Annotated in this window: 16 protein-coding genes; 4 read left to right on the top strand and 12 right to left on the bottom strand. The window is 44.7% G+C overall.

The window, feature by feature from the left end; genetic code table 11:
- Window positions 1-28: 28 nt before the first annotated feature.
- The 9 genes from CHH60_RS03300 to CHH60_RS03260 all read right to left on the bottom strand — a co-directional run bounded on the left by CHH60_RS03300 (window position 29) and on the right by CHH60_RS03260 (window position 13,541).
- Complete coding sequence (locus tag CHH60_RS03300) at window positions 29-1,570, bottom strand: response regulator (protein WP_095357884.1); 1,542 nt, start codon at window positions 1,568-1,570, stop codon at window positions 29-31.
- Between the two features lie 3 nt (window positions 1,571-1,573).
- Entirely contained in the window at window positions 1,574-3,412 is a 1,839-nt protein-coding gene (locus tag CHH60_RS03295) for a sensor histidine kinase (RefSeq protein WP_095357883.1), read from the bottom strand.
- A 64-nt stretch (window positions 3,413-3,476) separates the two neighbouring features.
- Window positions 3,477-5,123, bottom strand: coding sequence for an extracellular solute-binding protein (locus tag CHH60_RS03290; protein ID WP_095357882.1), 1,647 nt, complete (start codon window positions 5,121-5,123; stop codon window positions 3,477-3,479).
- Window positions 5,124-5,274: 151 nt separating this feature from the next.
- A complete protein-coding gene (locus tag CHH60_RS03285) occupies window positions 5,275-5,667 on the bottom strand; it encodes an SDR family NAD(P)-dependent oxidoreductase (RefSeq protein WP_255247803.1) in 393 nt (130 codons plus the stop codon).
- A gap of 228 nt (window positions 5,668-5,895) precedes the next feature.
- Complete coding sequence (locus CHH60_RS03280; RefSeq protein WP_095357881.1) at window positions 5,896-6,243, bottom strand: winged helix-turn-helix transcriptional regulator; 348 nt, start codon at window positions 6,241-6,243, stop codon at window positions 5,896-5,898.
- Window positions 6,244-6,400: 157 nt separating this feature from the next.
- Window positions 6,401-9,772, bottom strand: a complete 3,372-nt coding sequence (locus tag CHH60_RS03275; protein ID WP_095357880.1) for a discoidin domain-containing protein — start codon at window positions 9,770-9,772, stop codon at window positions 6,401-6,403.
- Window positions 9,773-10,061: 289 nt separating this feature from the next.
- Window positions 10,062-11,675, bottom strand: a complete 1,614-nt coding sequence (locus CHH60_RS03270) for an extracellular solute-binding protein (RefSeq protein WP_095357879.1) — start codon at window positions 11,673-11,675, stop codon at window positions 10,062-10,064.
- Window positions 11,676-11,713: 38 nt separating this feature from the next.
- Window positions 11,714-12,574 (bottom strand): carbohydrate ABC transporter permease, encoded by an 861-nt coding sequence (locus CHH60_RS03265; protein ID WP_255247813.1) that lies wholly within the window; start codon window positions 12,572-12,574, stop codon window positions 11,714-11,716.
- A 76-nt stretch (window positions 12,575-12,650) separates the two neighbouring features.
- Window positions 12,651-13,541, bottom strand: coding sequence for an ABC transporter permease (locus CHH60_RS03260; protein ID WP_095357948.1), 891 nt, complete (start codon window positions 13,539-13,541; stop codon window positions 12,651-12,653).
- A gap of 418 nt (window positions 13,542-13,959) precedes the next feature.
- Between CHH60_RS03260 and CHH60_RS03255 the strand changes: the two genes are divergently transcribed.
- From CHH60_RS03255 to CHH60_RS03245, 3 genes are all read left to right on the top strand, one after another.
- The gene (locus CHH60_RS03255) at window positions 13,960-15,660 is read left to right on the top strand and encodes a sensor histidine kinase (protein ID WP_341175233.1); all 1,701 of its coding nucleotides are present in this window, start codon (window positions 13,960-13,962) and stop codon (window positions 15,658-15,660) included.
- On the top strand, window positions 15,641-17,260 hold the full coding sequence (locus CHH60_RS03250) for a response regulator (RefSeq protein ID WP_095357878.1): 1,620 nt from the start codon (window positions 15,641-15,643) through the stop codon (window positions 17,258-17,260). The genes CHH60_RS03255 and CHH60_RS03250 overlap by 20 nt, the downstream gene beginning before the upstream one ends.
- A gap of 186 nt (window positions 17,261-17,446) precedes the next feature.
- The gene (locus CHH60_RS03245) at window positions 17,447-18,646 is read left to right on the top strand and encodes an MFS transporter (RefSeq protein WP_441339377.1); all 1,200 of its coding nucleotides are present in this window, start codon (window positions 17,447-17,449) and stop codon (window positions 18,644-18,646) included.
- Window positions 18,647-18,728: 82 nt separating this feature from the next.
- Here the strand turns inward: CHH60_RS03245 and CHH60_RS03240 are convergent, their stop codons facing one another.
- Window positions 18,729-19,172, bottom strand: a complete 444-nt coding sequence (locus CHH60_RS03240; protein WP_095357877.1) for an Lrp/AsnC family transcriptional regulator — start codon at window positions 19,170-19,172, stop codon at window positions 18,729-18,731.
- Window positions 19,173-19,343: 171 nt separating this feature from the next.
- Here CHH60_RS03240 and CHH60_RS03235 point away from each other — a divergent pair, with 171 nt between their 5' ends.
- Complete coding sequence (locus tag CHH60_RS03235) at window positions 19,344-20,516, top strand: serine hydrolase domain-containing protein (protein WP_095357876.1); 1,173 nt, start codon at window positions 19,344-19,346, stop codon at window positions 20,514-20,516.
- Window positions 20,517-21,146: 630 nt separating this feature from the next.
- Here CHH60_RS03235 and CHH60_RS03225 read toward each other — a convergent pair.
- Window positions 21,147-22,325, bottom strand: a complete 1,179-nt coding sequence (locus tag CHH60_RS03225) for an MFS transporter (RefSeq protein ID WP_095357875.1) — start codon at window positions 22,323-22,325, stop codon at window positions 21,147-21,149.
- A 143-nt stretch (window positions 22,326-22,468) separates the two neighbouring features.
- Window positions 22,469-22,771 carry an ArsR/SmtB family transcription factor gene (locus CHH60_RS03220; protein ID WP_095357945.1) on the bottom strand — a complete coding sequence of 101 codons (303 nt, stop codon included), beginning with the start codon at window positions 22,769-22,771 and terminating at the stop codon, window positions 22,469-22,471.
- Window positions 22,772-22,795 lie beyond the last annotated feature (24 nt).

Raw genomic sequence — 22,795 nt, 5'->3', positions numbered from 1 at the left:
GTGGTATCCCAATTTTTTGGATTTTGATTCAATCTGCCCTCTGCCGCATCATCTGTCGGTACTCTGTGGGTTGGATCTGCATCACAAGTCGGAATGCGCGTGTAAAGCTTTTGTAGCTTTCATAGCCTACCATAGCAGCCACCTCAACAATTTTATAATCGGTTTCGGCGAGAAGCCGCCGCGCTTTATCCAGACGCACATCTCGTAGGTATTCAGCAAAACCTTTACCAATATTCTTCTTAAACAGATTTGAAAAATAAGCATAATTAAGCGATACATGATTGGATACCATCGCGAGGTCCAGCGGTTTGTGGTAACTCTCGTGGATAAAACGAATGGCTTCATTTAGATCCTGCGAATGACGATAGCTGCACTTATAGTCATAATAGAACTGATTCAGCCGAAGCAGCTGTTGTTGCAGTGCTTGTATATAATCACGCATCCCTGGATAATCAAAGAGATTACGCAATGATTCAAGGTCCAGCTTTTCTTCCCCCATATAAGGGCGGATAACCTGTTCGTATTCCTTCATCATCTGAACGGTGGCGGCGCAGAGGTGTTGGGTATAGCGAATAGGATAGCGTTGCAGCACCTTTTTGTGAAATATTGCAGAAATACCCTGAGTAATGGTTGCACTGTTATCTGTTCCAACTGACTGGAAAAGTTCATATAAGTCTTCATAGGGAAGCTGCCACTGCTGCTCCATATGCTCGATATGCGCTGGGAAGATACTGTACTGATCAGGAAACAGGTAACTGTGGCGATAGAGCTCAAGCACTTGGGTATAGCTGTCTGGTAGTGCTTTTAACCCCGAAATCGGATTAGTCATGGCCGTTATGGAAGCGATCTTTGCTTCCTTGAGCGCTGCAGGCAAAACACTTGGATCTATGGACGCATCCACAGCAAGGATCAGGTATGGGCGATGCTGCAGGCAAATACAACCTTGTCTGCCAAACACCCGATAAGCAACGGCTTCCATGCTATGGGCGCTGCTGGCTCCGGGCTGGTTCACGTAAACTTCTTCCCGCAGCAGGGCCAGGCGATAATTTCGCCATAACGCATCATGTTGTTCCTCAATCTGAACAATCCATGCATCATCACTTAACGCACCTTGCATAAACATTCTTAATTCTTTACGATTAGTCTCTTGGGCTAGACGGGAAACATGCTGCATATTATGCGTAAGTGCCTGCCGTGTCTGGATCTCCTGCCATACATGCTCCAGGGAATTTTTCAGATCCTCTCGTTTCAAAGGTTTTAGCAAGTAGCCTTTTGCACCAAGCCCGATCGCTTTTTGGGCATATGTAAAATCACTATAACCGCTGATAATAAGGTATTCCACATCTATGGATTCCTCTTTGGTTTGAGCCATAAGTGCCAACCCATCCATATCCGGCATCCTGATATCGGTAATAACGATGTGAATGCAGTGCTGCCGCAATAGGGTCAGCGCCTCAATCCCGCTCGCGGCACAGTATATGTTGTTCAGCTCCAGAGGAAATTGATGCAACATGGCCTGCAGACCGTCGCGAATGTGTTTTTGATCGTCCACAATCAGGATATTAATCATGCTCTACCACCCTCCGAGATTTTCATTTTCCCAAGGCAAACGTATCGTTACACAGGTATATGCACCTTGCACACTCTCAATCCAAAGACCGCAATTCTTGCCATAATGAAGCTGCAACCGCTTATTCACATTTTCCAAACCAAGTCCGCTCCTGCGAGTAACCATCGGCGTATCTGATTCGCTCCGCAGTACCGCCTGAAGACGATGTAACGTCTCAGGTTCTAACCCCTCTCCGTCATCTCTAATGTTAATGAAAAGTAGACTGTCATCCTCCACAGAAAAGGTAATCTCTATAGCTACCCCGCCGCCCGAAGGTGCCCCGTGATGAATTGCATTTTCAACGATGGGCTGCATACACATTTTGGGAATGGCGTAGCGAAGTATCTCCTGAGGAAGATCTGCCGTCATAACGATACTGCCGCCTTCCATAAAGTTGATAAATTCAATATAACTTTGGATATTGGCAAGCTCCTCCCGAAAAGCAACGGTATCGCTACGCCACTGCATACTGTAGCGCAGCTGGGAGCCGAGCGACACCAATGAATTGGCTATAGCAGGCTGCCTCTGTACCTCTGCCACCATGCGGATCGATTCCAGGGCGTTATATAAAAAATGGGAGTTAATCTGCGAATGCAGGGAGTGAAGCTGTGCGTTTTTCGCAATTAACTGCTTATCCACGACCTGTGTCATTAGACGTTTGACCTCATGTAACATTTTATTGTAATTCACCGCCACCTCATCGATTTCATCTCCTCTTTCATTCTCATCAAGGCCTGTATCAATCATTGCATCCAGCTCGCCTTTCCGTACCTGACGCATGGATACCAGTACGCTGTCCAACCGTCGGAAAATACGCTGCGTCGTTTGGGATACGAGTAACATAATCAGCAGCAATACACATAATGTAATCGTTACCACAAATGCATACCAACTGCGCGGCCCCTTCATCAATGCCTGATGAGAAGCAATATCGACCACATAAGTGTTCAACGGAGCGATGTATCGATACAATGCATAGTAGCTCTGATCTCCTACTTTAACCTGAAGTGGGCTTTCCTGCTGCGATATATCGAGCTGGCGATGAATACTGCCAAGGATCTCCTCCAGCCCCTGCCCGTACTTTTCAGAAAACTCATGCTGCGGGTTGTAAACATACTGGGGAGGATCGCTTGCGTTCATCAACACCGAAAAGAAGTCCCCCTTGCTCTCCTGGAGCAGGTCGCTGAAAAACATGCTGTGCGGGACTCGCACTTCCATAATACTAGGGCGTTTTTGTTCCTGCCCTTGAAGGCGAACCAGACGATAGTAGGATAAGGTGTGTTCACCATCCCTAAAAGAAAATAAACGGTAAGCCGCACCACCTTCATCCCGAAGCTTTGTCCAGTAATCCTGCGGCCAAAATTTCTGATAATGATAGATTTCAGGCCAGATTTCATACAGGTTTGGGTTATCGACGTAAAAGCTAAGCTCACTGATCATCGCATTGCTTTGAATAATATTGAGCATTTGCTCAAATTGATTTTGCTTAAACTTTACCAAGCGTAGTCCATCCACAAGCATATTGGAATGAATAAAATCCACAAATGACTTTTGAGTGAGGGCTGTATTGGAAGCGTTCTCAATCATATCCATTCTTCTGCGCAATTGTTCATTCAGCCATGAAACATGGCTGTTGCCCGTTGCCATAGCGTCCTTATATAGCTGCGTTTCTTGCATGCGGATATACACAAAGGATATCAAAATAACCGGTATGGCAATCATCAGGCTAAATGCCAGAAACAGCTTCTGGGATATACGGGCATTGCGATAAAGCTTCCTCAATCTCGTCAGTAGGTATTTCATTCTGATGTATTCACCACCTTTGTTATACCCTATATTACGAGTGTAATAATGTATTAGGAAATGGTTATCTGGCTATCTTGGTTTTCCGCAGTTCCAGTTCAGCCTGGCGATATTCCATCACCTGGTTGAAGCCGTAGTTCACACGACGGATCAGAAAATTTTCAAAAATTTTGTCAAAGGCAGCTTCATCCTTCGCTGTAATCAGTTCTGGCAGTACTTCTTCCCAATTCTGAGAAATACGTGACCAGGCTAACGCTATATCGGAATCACCTACAGGATCTAATCCCTTATAGATACAGCTGTCCAGATCGGCCTGTTGGTTGGCGAACTCCTCCATTTGCTTAATGGATGGGGTATGCTCTGGTCTCCACGGGTTAACGAAAGCAGGATTTCTCAGCATCCAGTAGGTATCCATTATGCCATATTCCTTTTCCAGCCGCTCCCGATCCTTGTCATGCAACTGGACCATTGCCGCCTTTAACTGCGGTTTACCGTTCTCCATCGTCCAGGTTTCACCTTCTTTGCCCAAAAATAAATCCCGTTGGCCTTCTTCGCTGGCCAGATAGGTCAAAAATCGGATGGCTCGTTCAGGGTTTTTCGTGGATCTGCTAATCATCGTAACCATCCAGCCGTCCATGCTGCCGGGGAACAGTTTGGCGGATTCTCCCCTGCTGTTCCGGGGGCCATCTACAGCGATATAGTATGAATTCTGGTTCGTAAGTACTTCCAATTTCGAATTGAGGTCGGATATGTCTGTCCATTCCCGGATCATCATAAAATATTGGGCATGGTTGGTTTTTTCCTGCACCTGTGCACTGGAGTCGACCAGAAAATCAAAATTAATCAGGCCCTGCTCGTAAGCGGTACGAAACGTTTTCAACCACTCGATATAATCGGGATCTGTCATTCGGTCGTATACTTTACCGTTCTGCTCATGGGGGATCGCAAGCAGATTTTGCAAATATTCAGTCATCCCATAGGAAGCATTCCCCTGTGCCCAAAATGGACTGATCAGCTGGCCTTTATAGACCGAATATTGATTCTTTAGCAACTGTAGTGCATTTAGAAAACCTTTCGGTGTGCTAAGGTCCGGTTTGCCCATCGACTCATACAGATCTTTACGTACGAGAAAGGTTTGGTTTGCTCCCGTCAAGCCGGTTGAACGCATCTGTTCGGGACTGTACGCATCATTGGGAATAACATAGGTATGGCCGTCTTCCTGCCGATACCATTGTAGAGCACCATCACTTGCTACCTTGTAAAAGTAAGGATCATACTGGTTGGCTAACTCATCCAGGGCATAGATGAGATGACTCTCTCGAAGTTTGTTAACCGCACTTTCCCAGGAGCCGATGGTTATCAAATCCGGCAGACTACCGGTCGTCAACATCCGTGATAACATCTCGCTTGGTTCACCAGTTGCTACTTCGAATTCGATATTGACCCCTGTTTTTTGGGTGACATATTTGGAAGTCAGGCTCTCCCCCCAAGTGTGCCCGTACCATTCGGCTCCAACGAACCACGTTAGATTGACGGGGGTGGTATCCAGCTTCCATGATGGTTCTTCCATATTAGGGCTCTGTATCTGCTCCGTGAAGTCAGCCTTTGTCAAAGCATCCCTATCTTCCGATTGCTCTGACTCAGAACAAGCAGTCAGGCCTGACATCAGACACATCATCAACAAGGCTAAAATATAAGGACTTCGAAACATGAATACCTAAGCGCCTCCTTTCGATACTTGCCTTCTCCAATTCCCATCTGTCCCAGCATTCCTACTAGTGGTGGTACAACCGATTTTACTATCCTTGGATTAAAATGGAAATGGTTTAGTGGTCTATTCTCATATGATCCACATCATTCGCCTAACGAAATATAACTTGTACTGATATAACAAAAAAGCCGCTAAAATAGCGACTTTCAATATGACTTATAGAGGAAGCATTCGCCTCGATCTCGCTGCGCAGATCATCCGGAATCATGCCCGTCGCCGTTGCTCCGCCCGGAAACAACATATTGACCGAAATTCCAGATTCCTTAAGATCCTCTGCCATGATCGCTGACAGCGATTCTGTTGCGGCACGCGACGGACCGTACGGAACAAAACCCTTTCTTTTCATGGTCTCATGATTCATTGAGATGTTAATGATTCGTCCGTTTCCTTGTTCAATCATGAGTGGGGTAAATCCTCGCGCTACCAGAAAATAACCGGTGAGTTTGATTTCGATAAGATCGCGGAAGCCTGGGATCGAATGCATACTTAAATCCTATGATCCATATCATGTATCTAATCAATCGAGAGGGAGAGAACTGCAGTTGTTGAAATGTTCTTCATGCCATTAAACGTTACAGCTTTCATATTCACCCTACTGTTATGGCGTGCCTTGGATTTGCCTGCATGCTTCTACTATGGAATTGAAGAGTGAGGATCATACATTCGATTCACGGTATTTTCGATAGGATAATCGAAGTTCTAACTGTCTACTCTATTCTATATTTAATCTTCGATATTCATCCTTGTTCAATGTCTTCTCTACATAATCCTGACCCCAATCACAAAGAGCTCGCAAAGTAGGTTCAAGGGACATACCCATTTCTGATATTGCATATTCCACTTTTGGTGGTACCTGATTGTACGCTTTTCTTATAATCAAATGATTACTCTCCAACTCCCGCAGCGACTGTACTAACATTTTCTGAGAAATGGATGGTATGAGCCTTTTCAATTCACCGGTCCGTTTAGGTCCTTTTATTAAGTAATACAGAATAAGAGGTCTCCACTTCCCACCAATGACATCTAAGGTAATTTCCAGATCGCAATAAATAGTTTTCAATGGAGAAACACCATCCCTCATTTAATTTCCATTATTATAGTACACTTATTGATTAAATCCACCTTCCTTGCCATATATGCTGTCTGTTTTTATCAATACGCTTGTCATAATAAGGAAAAGGGAGCTCGATGAGCTCCCTCCTCTGCACGAATAACATCTATTGGATAATCAAATTGAATCCATTTTGAATCTGATGTACATTGGGGTTCGCAATGTTGCTCGTTATCAGATGGTTAAACGTTGCTGAACCATTGCCGGTATACGTATATATCGCTGCTCCTTTGTGCGGCGTTGTGAAGCGCGATGTCTCAATTCCATCTAGACCGGTACCATTAATATTGATGTTGTTAAACACTATGTTCTCGAAACCACCGCCGTAGCCGAATTGAATGGCACTCCTCTGTGTATTGAGAATATCGATGTTCGTAAAGGTTACATTCTTAATGGCATCATTGGAAGCTTCCAGATCGATCGCTCCGCGTTCCCCGTTATACAGATCCTTGCTGGTACCACTATTAATAATCGTGGTATCCGAGAACTGAATGCCTGTGTTGTTTTGGAAATGGTACCCCGGAAAGACGGTATTCATTCGGATTGCTGAACCGCCAACTGTATCAATAATCAGATTGTTGGTGGCCTTATGTCCGCTACCTCCAAAAAAGGCGATTCCCGCTGCACGCCAGTTGTTCTCGATGGTGTTGAACGAAAAGGTGTTGTTCACTCCTGCAGGGGCACCATTCACGTTACTGGTCCATACGGCCAGACCATCATCGCCGTTGTTGCGAACACTGCTATTGCGCACTGCCGAGTTGCTCGTGCCTTGGGCAAAATTGACACCATCAGCAAGGTTATTCCGAATACGACTGTTCTCAATTACCAAGCCATCGGCGATGATCGCTGGTGTGTGTGCATAATCCCCTACCCAGAACCCGCATTCAAAATGCTCAACCCAAACATTGCTGACCTTTGAGTTTTTACCAAAATTGTCCATAAAGCCCTTGTAGACTGCGTTCTCACTATAGCGTGAGCGAAGCATGGAGTTCATATAGACATTGCTAAAATCCAGTTTGCCTTGCACGCGGAAAGAAATACCACCCGATGCTGCATTCGGATTGGTGAATTGAATATTTGTGTGCCAAATACCTGCACCAACCACAGTGAGGTTATTAATCATGTTTGTTGGCGTTCCAATCTTCCACATGTTGCCCAGATGGAATGTACCTTCTGGGATATATAACGTTTTTCCTGTAGAAACGGCGGATTGAACGGCTGCTTCAAATGCGGCAAGGTCATCCTTTCCATCGTTAGCCACCGCACCAAAATCGGTTACAGAAACAGCGTTGGCCGGACGCGAGATTGCAGCAGGTACAGATTCAATTTCAAGAAAATCAACGCCATATTCAAGGCTATCCCCATTGGTCTTTTGAATACGAATCGTGTCTCCAGCTTTCAGAGGTGTATCCAGTTTCCAGTGAACTTCGTCAAAACGGAACAATGGACGTCCTGCGCTTGGCGTATCTCCCGGATGATCACTAGAGAAATACTGCCAGTTGTAATAAGAGGTCAGGGGAACGGTTTTGACCTTGCTGTCATTTACATACACATCCAGCGATCCATCCAGTCCCATACCGTCTGCCGAATCCGGCATCGTAAATCGCATGGTAACTCCGGCGCCGCCTTCGCCTTGTCTGACCGTCCATTGTGCGTAGGAATCATTGGTTGGCAGGGCAATATACTTCTGCCCCGAGGCTTCCGACGCAGTTAATGCCTGGTCAAAAGTTGGTGCTGACTTCAGCGTTGCACTACCTCCACGAGTAGCATCATCCGTATCGTACCTAGTGTACGGCATGCTCGCTCCGCGGGCAGAATATACAGTCAGAGCGGTTGTCGATACGTTGTTCGATTGTTTTACCTGGGCTTCATTACTATCAGCGGCAACGGTCGTTGTCACATTATAGTTACCGTTTGCAGCTGTCCAGCTGCCGACATTGACATTGACGGATGCACCCGGAGCCAACACACCGTTATACGAGCCAGAGTACGTCTGAATCGTTGCTCCGGCAGCATTTTTGAGTCCAACTGTAACACCGTGCACACCGCCTGCTGAAGCCTGATTTCCCTGATTTTTCAGATTAACAGTAAAAGCTACCGTGCTGTTTGCGGTAGGATTGCTCGGACTCCAAGAGACTGTTCCTACCAGATCCGAGCTTGTAATTGGTGCAATGATCAGAGCAGATGAATGCGTATAGTGGTTGTTACTTTCATTCTCTTCGATGATCTGATTTTTCTCATCCACCTTCGCGCTTAGCGTATATGATGCGGCGGTCCGGTTGCCGGCGTTAAGCGATACTGTTGTTGAAGCCCCGGCCTGAAGAGCATTTACAGATGCAGAACCAGCCAGCTCATTATTCAGATAAAAGTTGACGATAGATGCCGGAGATGCAGCAGAGCCCATGTTTTTAACTATGGCATTCAGCGTGATTGGACTGTTCTCCACAGGTGAAGAAGGCGTCCAGGACATGCCTGTAATCGTCAAGTCGGGATTCGGTGCAGCGGTGCCAAATACCTGAAATTCAGCAATTTGACCAGCTGGTGCGCCCGAGTTCGCTGTAATGTTTAATTGCAGACGTTTCACCGTTGCTGGAACGGGAATCTTCACGTTGTTACCTGAAGCTGGATTAAACGTGTACGATTGGGCAGACACCAAATTGCTGAAAGTGGTTGTGTCCTGGTTATGTCCAAGTACTTGAATCGTCTGCGTTCGTGTACTCCAAATCGGATCCGGGTTTAGTCTCAGTACAATGGCTGTAATCTGATGATTGGAACCAAGGTCCAGCGTCAGCGTGCTCGGATTGCTGCCTCCCTCCCAGTACGTATAGATATTATTATCGTTTGCATTCGCAGCGACATAAGACTGACTGCTGGAAGATGCCGTGATTACTTTACCGATTGCAATATTCGTTCCTTCCACAGGCGCTCCGGGTTCAGTCGGTTCAGGATTGGGTACCTGCGAAGGTGGACCGTAAATTTCAAATTCAGACAATTGAGCAGCGGGCCATTCAGTATTTCCGGTCACCATGAGACGAACATATCGTGTTTCTTTTGCTTCAAAATTAATCGTAGTCGTATTCTCTGCCAGGGATGGATCAAATATATAGTCCTTGGAAGCAACGATATCTGTGAACGTTGAACCGTTACTGCTTCCTTGGATGGTGATCGTCTGTGAGCGGGTTTCCCAAGCTGAAGGCAGCTTCAAGTTGATTTGTTCAATAGTCGTATTTGCTCCAAGATCCACTTGAATCCATTGCGGAAAGGCGTTGTTTGCACTCTCCCAATACGTCGTCTGATTATTATCAATCACATGGGCCGGGCTGTACGTTTGGTTATAGCTGCTTGCGGTAACCTGTTTACCCAGTGCAAAATTCTCCCCACCAGCAGCCGAAACTTTGGCAGGAAATCCTACATTCAGGAATACGTTGGAGACCAGCATCGTTAATACGAGTGACCATACAATGTATTTGCTGCGCATTTAATTCCTCCTCAGGATGCTATATAAACCGCTACTTAAAACATTCTCTGGGTCATTACGAGCGCAGTACCATCTTCGATCGCTGATATCCCCGGATTTTTTGAATCCCCTTCTCAAAGGGAATATCCGGTGAAGCTTATGCTTCCGATGCAACATTCTTTCAGAAAGCTTTTAAGCGAGCACTCCGTTTCATAAGATCAGTCGGCTCTGCCTCACCTTTAACGCATGGAAGTTCCTGCGGGTTATATAGCATAATTTTTTTCAAAAAAAGGTGAAACTAAATTTCAGCTTATTTAACGTTCATATAACGCTCGTAAGCATCATTACGGATGGTCACCAACCGTTCAAGACCCATGTCATTCAGCTTTTTGACATAAGCATCCCACCCCTCTTCAATGCCACCTTTCGTTACCCATTGGGCACGCATCGTTGCCACATAACCATCAATATCCGTTGTCAGCGTTGGCAGCTCCTGAAACTCTTCTGCATTGTACATGACCTTAGGATAAGGCGTTGTCACATCTGCGCTGCCCAACTGATCGATTTGCAGTTTGAGTCCGTCTCCCGCCTCTGGATTGAGCTTGATGTTTTTTTCAAAGGGAGGGCTTACATATTTAGGCCCAAAATCGCGCAGCGATTGATCCCAGTACCAGGCATCGGCGCTTGTGCCTGCAGGAGGATCCATAAGTGTGTAGGTGCCATCATCATTTTTCTCAATAACAGTTCCGATCGCACCCCAGAAATTCTGAATGCTAGCTTCATTCGTATAGAATTGATCGGCCCAGCGTGCTGCTACTTCCGGAACCGCACAAGAACTTGTAATGAGCAATTCATTACGTGCCAGATTCATGCCGCCAGGGTCACCTGGCTGATAACGTTTGCCATCAGGTCCGGCAATAGGCGCAATCGCTTCATACTGGTCGCTCCACTTGCCAAACACCGCATCAGGGGTCCATTGGTTACTGAAGCCGACAATGGGAATGTCTGCATTTTGCCATTTGGCTGAGGTCATGGTGTTGTCTTGGGTGAACAATTCCTGATCGATCAAACCTTCTGAATACAATTGGTGTGTGTAAATAAGAGCTTCTTTATAAGCGTCCGTTGTCGGAAAATAGACTGGTTTGCCATCCTGAATGATCATGCTGCTCGCATTAATATCCGTGATCCCGAACGGATTCAGAAAGTCCATATTCAGACCCGTTTCCGTGTATGGAATTTCATCCGGTTTCCCGTTTCCGTTTGGATCTTTCTCCTTAAACGCTTTCAATACCTGATACAGTTCTTCTGTGGTTGTAGGTGCCTTCAACCCTAGTTTATCGAGCCATGCCTTGTTGATTACAGGTTGATTCCTGCTCTTCGGACGGGAAGGTAATCGGGTAGGCATAGAGTAAATTTTGCCGTCAGGAAATGTGCTTATTTTCTTCATGTCTGGCGTCTCTTCCATCGCCGCCTTCAAGTTAGGCATATACGAATCGATGTATTCATCCAGCGGACGGAAATAGCTCAGGTTATTGACAATGTCCGAATCGCTGAACACCTGATCCCCCAGAATAATATCCGGAAGCGTACCACTCGCAAGCATAATCGATTTCTGCTCACCCCAGTCATTAGAGGACATGACCTGCCACTCAATTTTCACGTTGGTCTCCTTCTCCAAATCCTTAAGCCATTGGTTCTGGGTGAAGGTGTCACCCATGTTCCCCCAGCGCACCGTTAGTACTTTGAGTGTTACCGGATTATTGACAATCGGCAGTCCTTCTTTATTAAAATCGCTTGATATTGGAGTCTCTGCAACCTCGCTGCTATTACCACTGCTGCATCCAACAACGCTTACCAGCATCACTGTAACAAGCAGCAAACTATTTATTTTGGTGAAAAACTTCTTACTTATCTTCTTCCCCATGTGGGACCCTCCTTGATTCGTAATGAATGACATCTGCCTTATTCCTTCACTGCGCCGATCATCACCCCCTGATTGAAATACTTTTGGATGAACGGATAGACACACATGATCGGAATCGTGGCGATAATAATCACGGAATACCTCATTAGATTTGCAAGACGCAAGGCGACTTGTGCTGCCTCCCCGGTTCCCATGCCCGACTGCATCTGATTCGTAATGAGAATGTTACGCAGAATCAATTGAAGCGGATACAGGTTAGGATCTTTCAGATAGATGAGGGCATTAAAATATGAATTCCAATACCCTACGGCAATCCACAGCCCCAAAACTGCGATGATTGCTTTGGACAACGGCAGTACAACCAGCACAAAATACCGCAGATTACCACAGCCATCGATCTGGGCTGCCTCCCATAGATCCCCAGGAATGCTGGTCTGAAAGAATGTCCGGGCGACGATCATATCGAACACCACAACAGAAAACGGAAGTACCATGACGAGAAACGTATTGTAAAGGTGAAAATCGCGAATGGTTAGGAAGGTTGGAATTAAACCGCCACTAAAAAACATCGTAAAAATAAAAAACAGAGAGAAAAATTTTCGTCCAACCAGATCTTTTCTTGATAAGGCATAAGCCGCCGAAATATTAACAACAAGTCCGATAAGCGTTCCTACCACCGTGTATAGAATGGTATTACGATATCCGATCCATATATTTTCGTGCCTCAGCAGTTCCTGGTACCCCTCAAGAGTAAAGCCTTTGGGAAAGACCCATACCTGTCCGTTAGCCACAGAAGAGGGATCACTGAAGGAGGCAATGACTATAAAATAGATTGGGTACATGATTGCAATCAGAAATAGAATAGCAAAAGCGTACATTATAGCTCCAGCCACCGTCATGCGTGATCGTCGCTTCACTCGGGGAGTTCTGGTGGTTGCTGCCGTCTCCATAACGCTCATTTGGTTTTTCTCCCCTTCACCATAGACTGTTCTCACTGTATTTCTTGGACAACTGATTCACCAGAATCAGCAAAATGAAATTAATCACCGTATTAAACAGGTTAATTGCCGAGGAGAAGCTGTATTGACTGCTCAGCAAACCGATTTTGTATACATACGTAGACAGAATCTCACTGGAAAGGATGTTCAAGTCGTTCTGCATAAGATAGACCTTCTCAAATCCAACACCCAGCAGTCCGCCCATCCTTAGTATGAGCAGCGTGATCGCCGTCGGCAGAAGCATCGGAATATCAATATAACGAATCTTGTGCCACCTGCTTGCCCCATCGACCGTTGCCGCTTCATAGAGGCTTGGATCTACGGCAGACAACGCGGCAATATAGATGATGCTGTCCCAACCGACGTGCTGCCACACATCAGACCATACATAGACACTGCTGAACAGAGCCGATGAGCCCATCAAGTCCGGCGCCTGTGCTCCAAACAGCTGATACATATTGCCAACCAGTCCAGTGCTAGGCGAGAACAGAATTAGCATTAATCCGACCATGACTACCGTTGAAATAAAGTGGGGCATATAGGAGACGGTCTGGAAAAATCGCTTGAATCTCCCTGCTCTCATCTGGTTCACCATTAATGCAAGCATAATCGGTAGAGGAAATGTAGCCAAACTGTACAGGCTGATTATAAGTGTGTTACGTATCGTATTCGTAAATTGATAGGAATGAAAAAACTTCTCAAAATACTTGAATCCCGCCCATGGACTGCCCCCGATTCCTGAGGCCGGACTATAATCCTTGAATGCGATAATAACGCCGTACATTGGCTTATAAGCAAAAAGTAGTGTTAACACGACAGCCGGTAAAAGTAAAACGTAAAGCCCCCAATTGCGCCTGATTCTTTCCATTGTCTTTCCAAAGAATAGTGGGTAAGTCCGCACAGTTCTTTCTTCCCTCCTTCCAATATACTGATGTTTTTTTCCCGTTTGAATCTTTCATCTCAGGAATAACCTCAGTATAAACGGCTTCCCACTCTCTTTATCGGACCCCTTCGTACGGTATTCGGACTTCTGATGTTCCTTTCTGGGGTTGCCAGCGAGTAACCTCAATCTTGCGTAAGAAAACATATTGCAATCCAGACCTTCATGTGTGTATTCCGGACTTTTGAACTCGAAAGAAGCAAATCTTTATGTTTTTTTCAAGCAAAGGTTTTATACTATTTCTGAGATATTAAAGCGTTTACATTATGAAGCATTCAAGAAAGGGTGTATTGTTCTGGCAAACCTGGGCGCCATTAAACCCTATCCGATTCGGCATTATATTCGCATGATGTTCGTCATTTCATTTGTCGTGTTTGTTCTGGATCTGATCATCAGTGTCGCTTCCATCTCCTTGGTCAGGCAGCAGTCCGCCCAATACTTGCAGGACACCACGGATCTGTACATTAATCGCATTAATCATGATTTTGCCTACATTAATCATTTCATGGGATGGACTCTTGCCAATGACGAAAATCTAGAAACGATGAATACGTATGGTGTGAATAGCATTCCTTTTCTGAAGTCCAACGAGAAATTACATAAGCTTTTTGCCGAATTACAACGAAACTATGGCCAGTCGTACAATTTCTTTTATTATTTGGAAAACAGTGAATACTTCCTCAACTGTGCGCCAATAAGCATCTCTTATTCGGATTATTCTGAAGTGAAAAGACAGATCATTACTCTTACTCGTGATAAAGCTGTATATGAGAAGTTCTATTCCCATTGGACACCTATTCACGTGAATGGCACTTCATATCTGATCAATATTGTGCCGTACTACAATAGGTATCTTATTGCGTTGATCTCCGCAGATGATCTCATCGCTCCGTTACAGCAAATGAATCTGGGTGCGAGCGGATACGCCTCTCTCGTGGATGTGAATGGCATGCAGCTTTCCGGACCTGCCAGAGGAGAAAACAGCGTTGAAGCGAAGCCTTCGTTCATGGATGTGCTCCAGTCAAATAGCGTTGTCAGCAGCGACTTTTCCAACGCGGATTTTAGTGCACGCATGGTTATCAAATTCGGTGCATTTGAGAAAATCATGGTGGCTCAGCTGCTCATCATGCTGCTTTTTTTGATTGTAACCTCCTCATTAAGCGCAATCCTTATGTTTTTCAGAAAGAATCTCCTTGTACCCATTCAGCGTTTTTCCAAAAATCTTGCTCGAATAAACGAGGGGGATGAGGCGACAGATCATAAGAGCAGCCGGATTATGGAACTGGAACAGGTTAATGCACAATTCAAGGAACTGGTCGGCCAGATTAAGCGTTTCAAGATTGATCGCTATGAGCAGGAATTGGAGAAACAGAAAATACGTTTGGATTATATGAAGTTACAGATCAAACCTCACTTTTTCCTTAATTGTCTGACAAGCATGTACAGTATGGCACAGATGCAAATGTTTGAGGAGATTGAAAGTATGGCACTCGCCACGTCCCGGTATTTCCGTTATATCTTTCAAAGCGGAGATAATTTCGTTCTGCTGGAGAACGAAATTGAACATGTGAGAACGTATCTGGACATCCAGAAATCACGTTACCGGGATGCGTTCTCCTATCGTATTGCAACGTGCGAAACGATCACAGGTATCGCTGTTCCACCACTGGTTATACAAACCTTCATCGAAAATGCTGTCAAATACGGAGTCTCACGGGAACGGGAATTATGTATTACGTTATCCGTAAATGTAGAACAACAGGAAAATGGTGATCGAGTGCTGATCCATATCTCTGATACGGGACCTGGATTCAAGACAGAAATTCTTGAAGCTCTCATCCGTGGAGAAGCACTGGAACAAACAGGAGGCAACCGGATTGGCATTATGAATACCATTCAACGTTTGGAGCTGTTATACGGGCATGAAGCTGCAATTACGTTTGCAAACGACACAATTGGCGCTCGAATCACGCTTTCCTTGCCTAAAATGGTATTGAATTCAGAGCGTACTGGAGAGGTGATAAATCATGAATGTATTGCTGGTTGATGATGATTACTTTGTTGTCATGGCATTGGAGAATAAAATTGACTGGGGAGCCCTGGGAATTAATACGATCTTCACTGCCTACAATATTGCGCAAGCCAAAGAGGTACTGCAAAATCATCCGGTTCAGATTCTTGTTTGTGATATTGAGATGCCTCAGGGAAGCGGACTCGAGCTGCTCGCCTGGGTCCGTGATGAATCGTATAACATACAAACGATCTTTCTTACCAATTATGCCGACTTCAACTATGCGCAAAAAGCCATCGAATTGCAAAGCTTTGATTATTTTCTAAAGCCCATCGAATTCGACAAGTTGACTCTGATTATTCAGAAGGCAGTTGCCAAAGCCCAGGATCAGCAGTTTATTCAGAAGGCTATTTATGAAGGTGAACTTTGGCAGAAAAATAGAAGCAAGCTTATTGAGGACAGCTGGCGCAGGCTCATCTCCAGTAAAGTCTATCTGTCCAACTCCGCTGATGTTTCTGCATTTTTGACTGAGCAGCATCTGCCTTATGAGGCAACGGATTTATTTCTTCCTATGCTGGTTAATCTGTTTCCGTATGATGGTACGCTGGGCAAAACCGACAAAAACCTGTTTGATTACGCTTGTTTGAACGTGATGGTTGAACGGTTTCAAAACCGTTTGTTCTCTATTGAAGCGATATCCGAGATCAAGGATCATAACTGGATGGTTATTATAAAATGGAACAGGTTACCGGATGTACAACTTATCGAATTGATGTGCAGCGCCTTCATTCCGGAGGTAAACAACTACCTGAAATCGGATGCCTGCTGTACGATCGGCTTCTCCCTGCCGCTCGGGCAAATCCGTCATACGGTGAATGAGCTATTGTTGATGAATGAAGAGCGAATCAAACACCGCAACCAAACCTACTTGCTGGAGAACTATAAAAAGCCCGAATTAGATTATATCCCGCCTGATCTGGGATTGCTGGAGCAATTGCTGAATGAGAATCGTTTCCAATCCTTTCTGGATGAAACCGGTCGTTATATGCATCAACTTGTCCATGAAGGCAACGTAGGTACCGCTGTTCTCAGTCTGCTTCGACTTGATCTGGTGCAGCTTGTTTATGCCCAATTGAAAAGTAAGGGAATTGAAGTCCACAAGCTGTACATGGGCAGTACGAATGATCAATTGTTCATGCAGTCTCTGCATTCGATTGAAGATATGCAATCATACATTGCCTATCTGGTCAATACGGCTGCGGAATATTTGAATGTTTCCGAGCAGCCGACGTCGGTTGTACACGAGATCTCCCATTATATACGCACCCACTATGGAGAAGATCTGACAAGAAATAGCCTTGGAGACAGGGTCTATATGAACCCTGATTATCTCGCAAGACTGTTCAAGAAAGAGATGGGCATGTCCCTCGGCAATTATGTTATTCACATCCGTCTTGTAGCTGCCAGGCATCTATTGGAGACCACCACACAATCGATTCATTCCATTGCCGGACATGTGGGGTATACCAACTACTCACACTTTACCAAACTGTTCAAACAGGATACAGGATACAGCCCCAATGAATATCGTAAAAAGTATAGAGAAACGAGCTCATCGATTACGACTTATCAGTAGGCGGCATCTGACGATGCCGTCTTTCACCTTGACAATCAAGGATTTTCAATAAAAATAAAAGGATTTTCCTTTTATCTCGCTTAATCCTCCTTTAATCATCCATGTAGAGAAATGTTTTATTTCTATATGCTTATACGAAAGCCAAAGATTTTTAATCGGCAAAACACAAACAAAGGAGATTTTTTCTTGAACTCAAACACTGCTCTTATAAGAAAAAACGATGCTAGCATGTCGTCTTCCAAACGTTTTCCCTGGGTCGGGCTGCTGGCCCTGGCTATGGCAGGATTTATCTGCATTCTTACAGAAAGCCTGCCTGCTGGATTACTTCCGCAAATTGCACAGGATCTTGGAGTCACAGAAGCACTCGCTGGACAATTGATTACTCTCTATGCGGTTGGATCTCTTCTAGCCGCCATACCTTTGACAACTGCCACCCGCGGCTGGAGACGTCGGCCGCTTCTTCTGCTGTGCATTATCGGCTTTCTTGTATTTAACACGATCACCGCATTATCTTCCAATTATGTGCTGACGCTTGTCGTGCGTTTCTTCGCAGGTGTCTCGGCAGGTGTTCTGTGGGGGATGACGGCCGGTTATGCACGTCGTATGGTGCCTGATTCGCTGAAAGGTAGAGCGATGGCCGTAGCCATGATTGGCACCCCGTTGGCACTCGCGTTGGGGGTTCCGGTTGGCACGTTTTTCGGTGCTTATACAGGGTGGCGTTTCATTTTCGGAGCAGTATCTTTACTAGCTGTAGTCCTTATAGGGTGGGTGCTCTGGAAGGTACCGGATTATGCAGGTGAACCTGCGGGGGACCAACTCCCTTCGCTCAAGGTTTTCCTGATTCCCGGTGTACGGCCGATTCTGTTTGTCGTGTTGGCGTGGGTATTAACCCATAATATTTTGTACACTTATATTGCACCCTATCTTGCGGAAACTGCGTTTGCTCAGCGTGTGGATTTGGTTCTTCTTATTTTCGGAATCACCTCGGTTGTTGGCATTTGGGTGATAGGCATGTTGATTGACCGTTTTCTAAGAATACTGGTTTTAATCAGCATCACAGGATTTGCTTTGGCTTCTGTAAGCTTGGGAATCGGAATGAATCAACCTGCAATCATCATTCTTGGTGTTTCGGTGTGGGGGCTCACGTTTGGCGGGGCAGCTACTTTACTGCAAACGGCAATCGCACAAGCTGGGGGAAGAAGCGCAGATATAGCCCAATCTATGCTGGTGACCGCATGGAATATCGCAATCGGCGGAGGGGGCATTATCGGCGGATTTCTCCTCGAGCTGTTTGGAGCTGGATTCCTTCCGGGATCATTAGTTATCCTCTTACTACCCTCTTTGCTTGTAGCTTGGCTAGCTAAAAAGCATGGTTTTCCTTCCTAAAAAAATCCATAAGCATGTATAAGATAAAAAAAATGAATCCGCTGTAGAGCGGATTCATTTTTGGAGTTTATAGAAATACATCTTATACAAGCAAATTCGTTTCTCCAATCAGATTTTTATAAGCGATCGGTGAAGACATCGCGATCAGAGTCGTATAGGTTCCGTATTGATCGCACCGATTTTCAAATTCCTCCAGCTCCTGAGTGGTTTCCGTGAGGATCTTCAATAAATAATTATGCTCTCCACTTATCCGGTAACATTCCGTGACCTCCGGTGAAGAACGACAAAAATCAAGAAAAGGATAGCAATTCCGAGTCCGAACAAGCATATAGGCTGTGCATTGCTTACCCAATTTTTGCGAAGAAATGACGGTTCGGTATTCCTCGATAGTACCCTTTTCTTCCATGCGTTTTACACGTTCAGTTACGGCTGGCTGAGACAGCCCTACCAACTTTCCTAAATCTGTCATTGATAATCTCGCCTGGTTCTGTAGATGGAGCAGGATGTTTTTATCGATTTCGTCCAAGAAAATTGCCTCCCTTTATTTTAAAAGTTATTTCATTTAAATACCTTTAGAATTATCGTAAAGTTCTTAGACTAACTTGTTTGCTATATGTAAGGTAACAGAAATTATTTATATAATAAACACACTTGCTATAAATAATCAAGTGAATTACATCAGGAAAGGATGAGAAACATGAGAAATATAGATTTGGAATTGGTGCATAAAAGCGTCAACGATGTAATTGAACGCACACTGGAGGAAAAAAGGATCGTGGGTACCGTCGTTCAAATTGCATTAGGCGGAAATCTCATTTACAGCAGGCCTGCTGGTTGGGCCGATCGCGAGCAGAAACGGCCGATGCAGGAAAATGCTTTGTTTAGATATGCTTCGGTAACTAAGCCGATCGTGTCAACGGCAGCCTTAGTATTAATTTCGCAAGGGAGATTGCACTTGAACGATCTGGTGGAAAAATGGTTGCCCACCTTTCGTCCAAAACTGCCAAACGGACAGTATGCTCCCATGACCGTACACCATCTGATGACACATACCGCAGGCTTAACTTACCGTTTCTTCCAGGAAAAAAAGGGAACTTATGAGCTTGCCGGGATATCGGACGGCATGGATCTTGCGGGCATTACACTAGAAGAGAATCTGCAAAGACTTGCTTCTGTCCCACTTCTATATGAGCCGGGGAAAATGTGGAGGTATTCCATAGCAACAGATGTGCTCGGAGCGGTCATCGAAAAGGTTACTGGAATGCCGTTAAGTGAAGCTGTACGGCTGCTTGTAACTCATCCGCTTTCCATGATGGATACAGATTTCAAGGCCGTGGACACGGACAGATTGACTGCGGCATATGCAGACAGCACTGGAGAGCCCCGTCGCTTGCATGATTTTGATACCGTTCCTTTCGTCGAGGGGACGGCAGGGTTCATCCTTTCACCCAATAGGTTTACTGATAAGACTGCTTACCCTTCTGGAGGAGCCGGCATGATTGGCAGCGCAGGAGACTTTCTTAAACTGCTGGAAGCTTTGCGACAGGGAGGGCATCCGATTCTGCCGAGGCCTCTTGTCACGGAAATGACAACCAATCAAATTGGTGACCTTGTGATGCCCTATTGGCCGGGGAGAGGTTTTGGACTTGGTTTCACGCTGCTAAAAGACTCAGCAGAAGCAAATACACCTGAATCGCCAGGTACGTGGCGGATGGGCGGTACCTATGGTCACTCCTGGTTTGTTGATCCGAGTGAAGAGCTTAGTGTTGTAGCGTTCACCAATACGGCGCTTGAAGGAATGTCAGGCAGGTTTACAACGGAGCTGTGCGAATCTGTCTACAAAGGTATTCGAGAAGGATGTAAAGAGTAAGAAAGTAATACAATCCGTAGTTAACTAAACGGAGAATGAATACATTAAAACAGCCGCAATCTAAGACTTTATTTCTCCAGTTCAAGACTGCGGCTGTTTTTATATTGCAGCGATTCTTCCAGTGAATCGTAGGAAAACGTCACGTACATGGACATGTTTTTCTTCGCATGAGGCATCTGCCTTGTTCGATGTGGTGCAAAATCCTCTACTTAAGAAAGCTGCAGTGGATCCTAGGATCTCCTGCAGCTTTTGTAATTAATAGGCTCCATGTAGTTTAAAGTGATTGCTCACTTTGAATAATATAATTAACTATTTTTTGAGCATCGTATCTAACCCAACCTAATAATGCAGAACCTCGTGAAGTTTGCCAAGGTAATCCAATAAAGTATAGCACTTTCACAGGAGACACCCCTTCTCTATGTATAATAGCGCATCCTGAATCAATGGCGTTAGCAATATCAATCCACTCATCATTTCGTTTGAAACCTTGCTATAATCTACTCTCTTCTTGCACCTTATTTATTTTAGTCTAAAACAAAATAAACACTTCTATTATAAAATAAAAGTCGCTCATTAATGTAATAGGGTAAAAGCAAACAGAGCACTCTCCAGGAGAGCGCTCCTAGTAATTCACTTATAGTTGATGCTGGAATTAACTTTTGTAACGGTATTCATTTTATTTAGGATGACCAATGCAAATATTGCAATCGCAATCCCTACAGCACCAATCCATGTAATCGACGTGAGAGAGATCGTTTCAATAGCTATCCCTCCCACTCCAGCACCTGCTGCCATAGCAAGCTGCATCATGGACTGATTAAGACCAAGCATAACTCCTGATGCTTCAGGTTCGATTGTCGTTAAATGATATTGCTGCGTTGGACCGGATGACCATGCTGAGAAGGACCACAACAAAAGTACGATCATTACACCAAGTAATGTATGGGTCACAACGGACAACAGGATCAGCATGACAATGTGGAGTGCCAATCCACCAGATAATGTTCGATGAACGCCCCAGCGGTCCGTACTGAAGCCGCCGATTTTGGAGCCAATCATGCTGGCTATACCAAATATAAGCAATGCGCCGCTGAGATATTTATCACCTAGTCCCGATACTTCAAGCAAATAGGGAGAGAGATACGTATAAGCGATGGAGTAACCTCCAAGCCAAAAGAAGGTAATCGATAATCCCAATGCAACTTTAGGCTTTTTCAATAAACTTAGCTGCTGTCTTAGCGGAATGGGCGCGTCCCCCTTAATACGCGGAATGGCGAAAGAGAGAATGATCATTGCAAGGATCCCCAAAAGTGCAATCCCCCCAAACACGGATTTCCAACCAAGAGTGTCGGCTGTGATTCGTCCAAGAGGTACACCAACGATTAATGATGCCGTGAAACCCATAACCACTGTGGCTATAGCACTTGCTTGTTTACCTGCAGGTGCTATTTTAGCTGCAATATTTAAAGCAGTGACCACAACAACTCCTGCACCAATCGCCATAATGATACGAGCAACTACAAACAGTCCATATCCTGGTAGGGTAAATGCGAGGATATTAGAAATCACAAATATTCCTAGGCCAATAGTGATTAATTTTCGTCTGTCCATACTCGCGGTTACTGCCATTAGAATTGGAGTGAATATAGCATAGACCAGAGAAAAAATGGTGATTAACTGACCAGCTGCAGCCAGTGAGACATCAAAAGACCCAGCTACCTTATCTAAAATGCCAGATAAAATATACTCAGAAGTCCCAACCAAAAAACTAACGATAGCTAAAATATAGACTTTCAAACTCGATGACATATATAATACAACTCCTTTAATAAAGTATAAAAAATGACATATAGATAAATGTGGATATGTATAATTACAAATAAACATATAACGAATTGTCGAAATGATTGGCGAAGAAAAAACTGAATTCTTGGTAAGAACTCAGTAATGACTTACATATCATTCATCATATAACGAGCCAACTGTTTTATGGCTTCCTCGTCTCTCTGATAATACGTAAATTTGCCTATCCGTTTTGTTGTAATCAACCCTGCCCGCTGTAATATCGTAAGATATTGAGAAGCCGTTGACTGTGTCATGTTAAGCTTGTCGGTTATTTGACTTACACAAACCCCTACTTCCTTCATATCCACTCCTTCATGGGGTTTGAAATGCACGTATGGTTCTTTGAGCCACTGTAAGATCTGTAACCTGGATTCATTCGAAATAGCTTTAAATACTTCAATTGGATTCATAACATTTATTATATCGATCATTTG

Source organism: Paenibacillus sp. 7523-1 (assembly GCF_002276415.1).
Taxonomy (GTDB): domain Bacteria; phylum Bacillota; class Bacilli; order Paenibacillales; family Paenibacillaceae; genus Paenibacillus; species Paenibacillus illinoisensis_A.
The sequence above is the reverse complement of the archived record's forward strand: the minus strand, read 5'-3'. Positions and strand labels throughout refer to the sequence as shown.

Bases quoted from the DNA above. Each gene is read 5' to 3' on its own strand.
- CHH60_RS03300 (WP_095357884.1), bottom strand. From the start codon at position 1,570: ATGATTAATATCCTGATTGTGGACGATCAAAAACACATTCGCGACGGT.
- CHH60_RS03295 (WP_095357883.1), bottom strand. From the start codon at position 3,412: ATGAAATACCTACTGACGAGATTGAGGAAGCTTTATCGCAATGCCCGT.
- CHH60_RS03290 (WP_095357882.1), bottom strand. From the start codon at position 5,123: ATGTTTCGAAGTCCTTATATTTTAGCCTTGTTGATGATGTGTCTGATG.
- CHH60_RS03285 (WP_255247803.1), bottom strand. From the start codon at position 5,667: ATGCATTCGATCCCAGGCTTCCGCGATCTTATCGAAATCAAACTCACC.
- CHH60_RS03275 (WP_095357880.1), bottom strand. From the start codon at position 9,772: ATGCGCAGCAAATACATTGTATGGTCACTCGTATTAACGATGCTGGTC.
- CHH60_RS03270 (WP_095357879.1), bottom strand. From the start codon at position 11,675: ATGGGGAAGAAGATAAGTAAGAAGTTTTTCACCAAAATAAATAGTTTG.
- CHH60_RS03265 (WP_255247813.1), bottom strand. From the start codon at position 12,574: ATGACGGTGGCTGGAGCTATAATGTACGCTTTTGCTATTCTATTTCTG.
- CHH60_RS03260 (WP_095357948.1), bottom strand. From the start codon at position 13,541: ATGGAAAGAATCAGGCGCAATTGGGGGCTTTACGTTTTACTTTTACCG.
- CHH60_RS03255 (WP_341175233.1), top strand. From the start codon at position 13,960: ATGATGTTCGTCATTTCATTTGTCGTGTTTGTTCTGGATCTGATCATC.
- CHH60_RS03250 (WP_095357878.1), top strand. From the start codon at position 15,641: ATGAATGTATTGCTGGTTGATGATGATTACTTTGTTGTCATGGCATTG.
- CHH60_RS03235 (WP_095357876.1), top strand. From the start codon at position 19,344: ATGAGAAATATAGATTTGGAATTGGTGCATAAAAGCGTCAACGATGTA.
- CHH60_RS03225 (WP_095357875.1), bottom strand. From the start codon at position 22,325: ATGTCATCGAGTTTGAAAGTCTATATTTTAGCTATCGTTAGTTTTTTG.
- CHH60_RS03220 (WP_095357945.1), bottom strand. From the start codon at position 22,771: ATGAATCCAATTGAAGTATTTAAAGCTATTTCGAATGAATCCAGGTTA.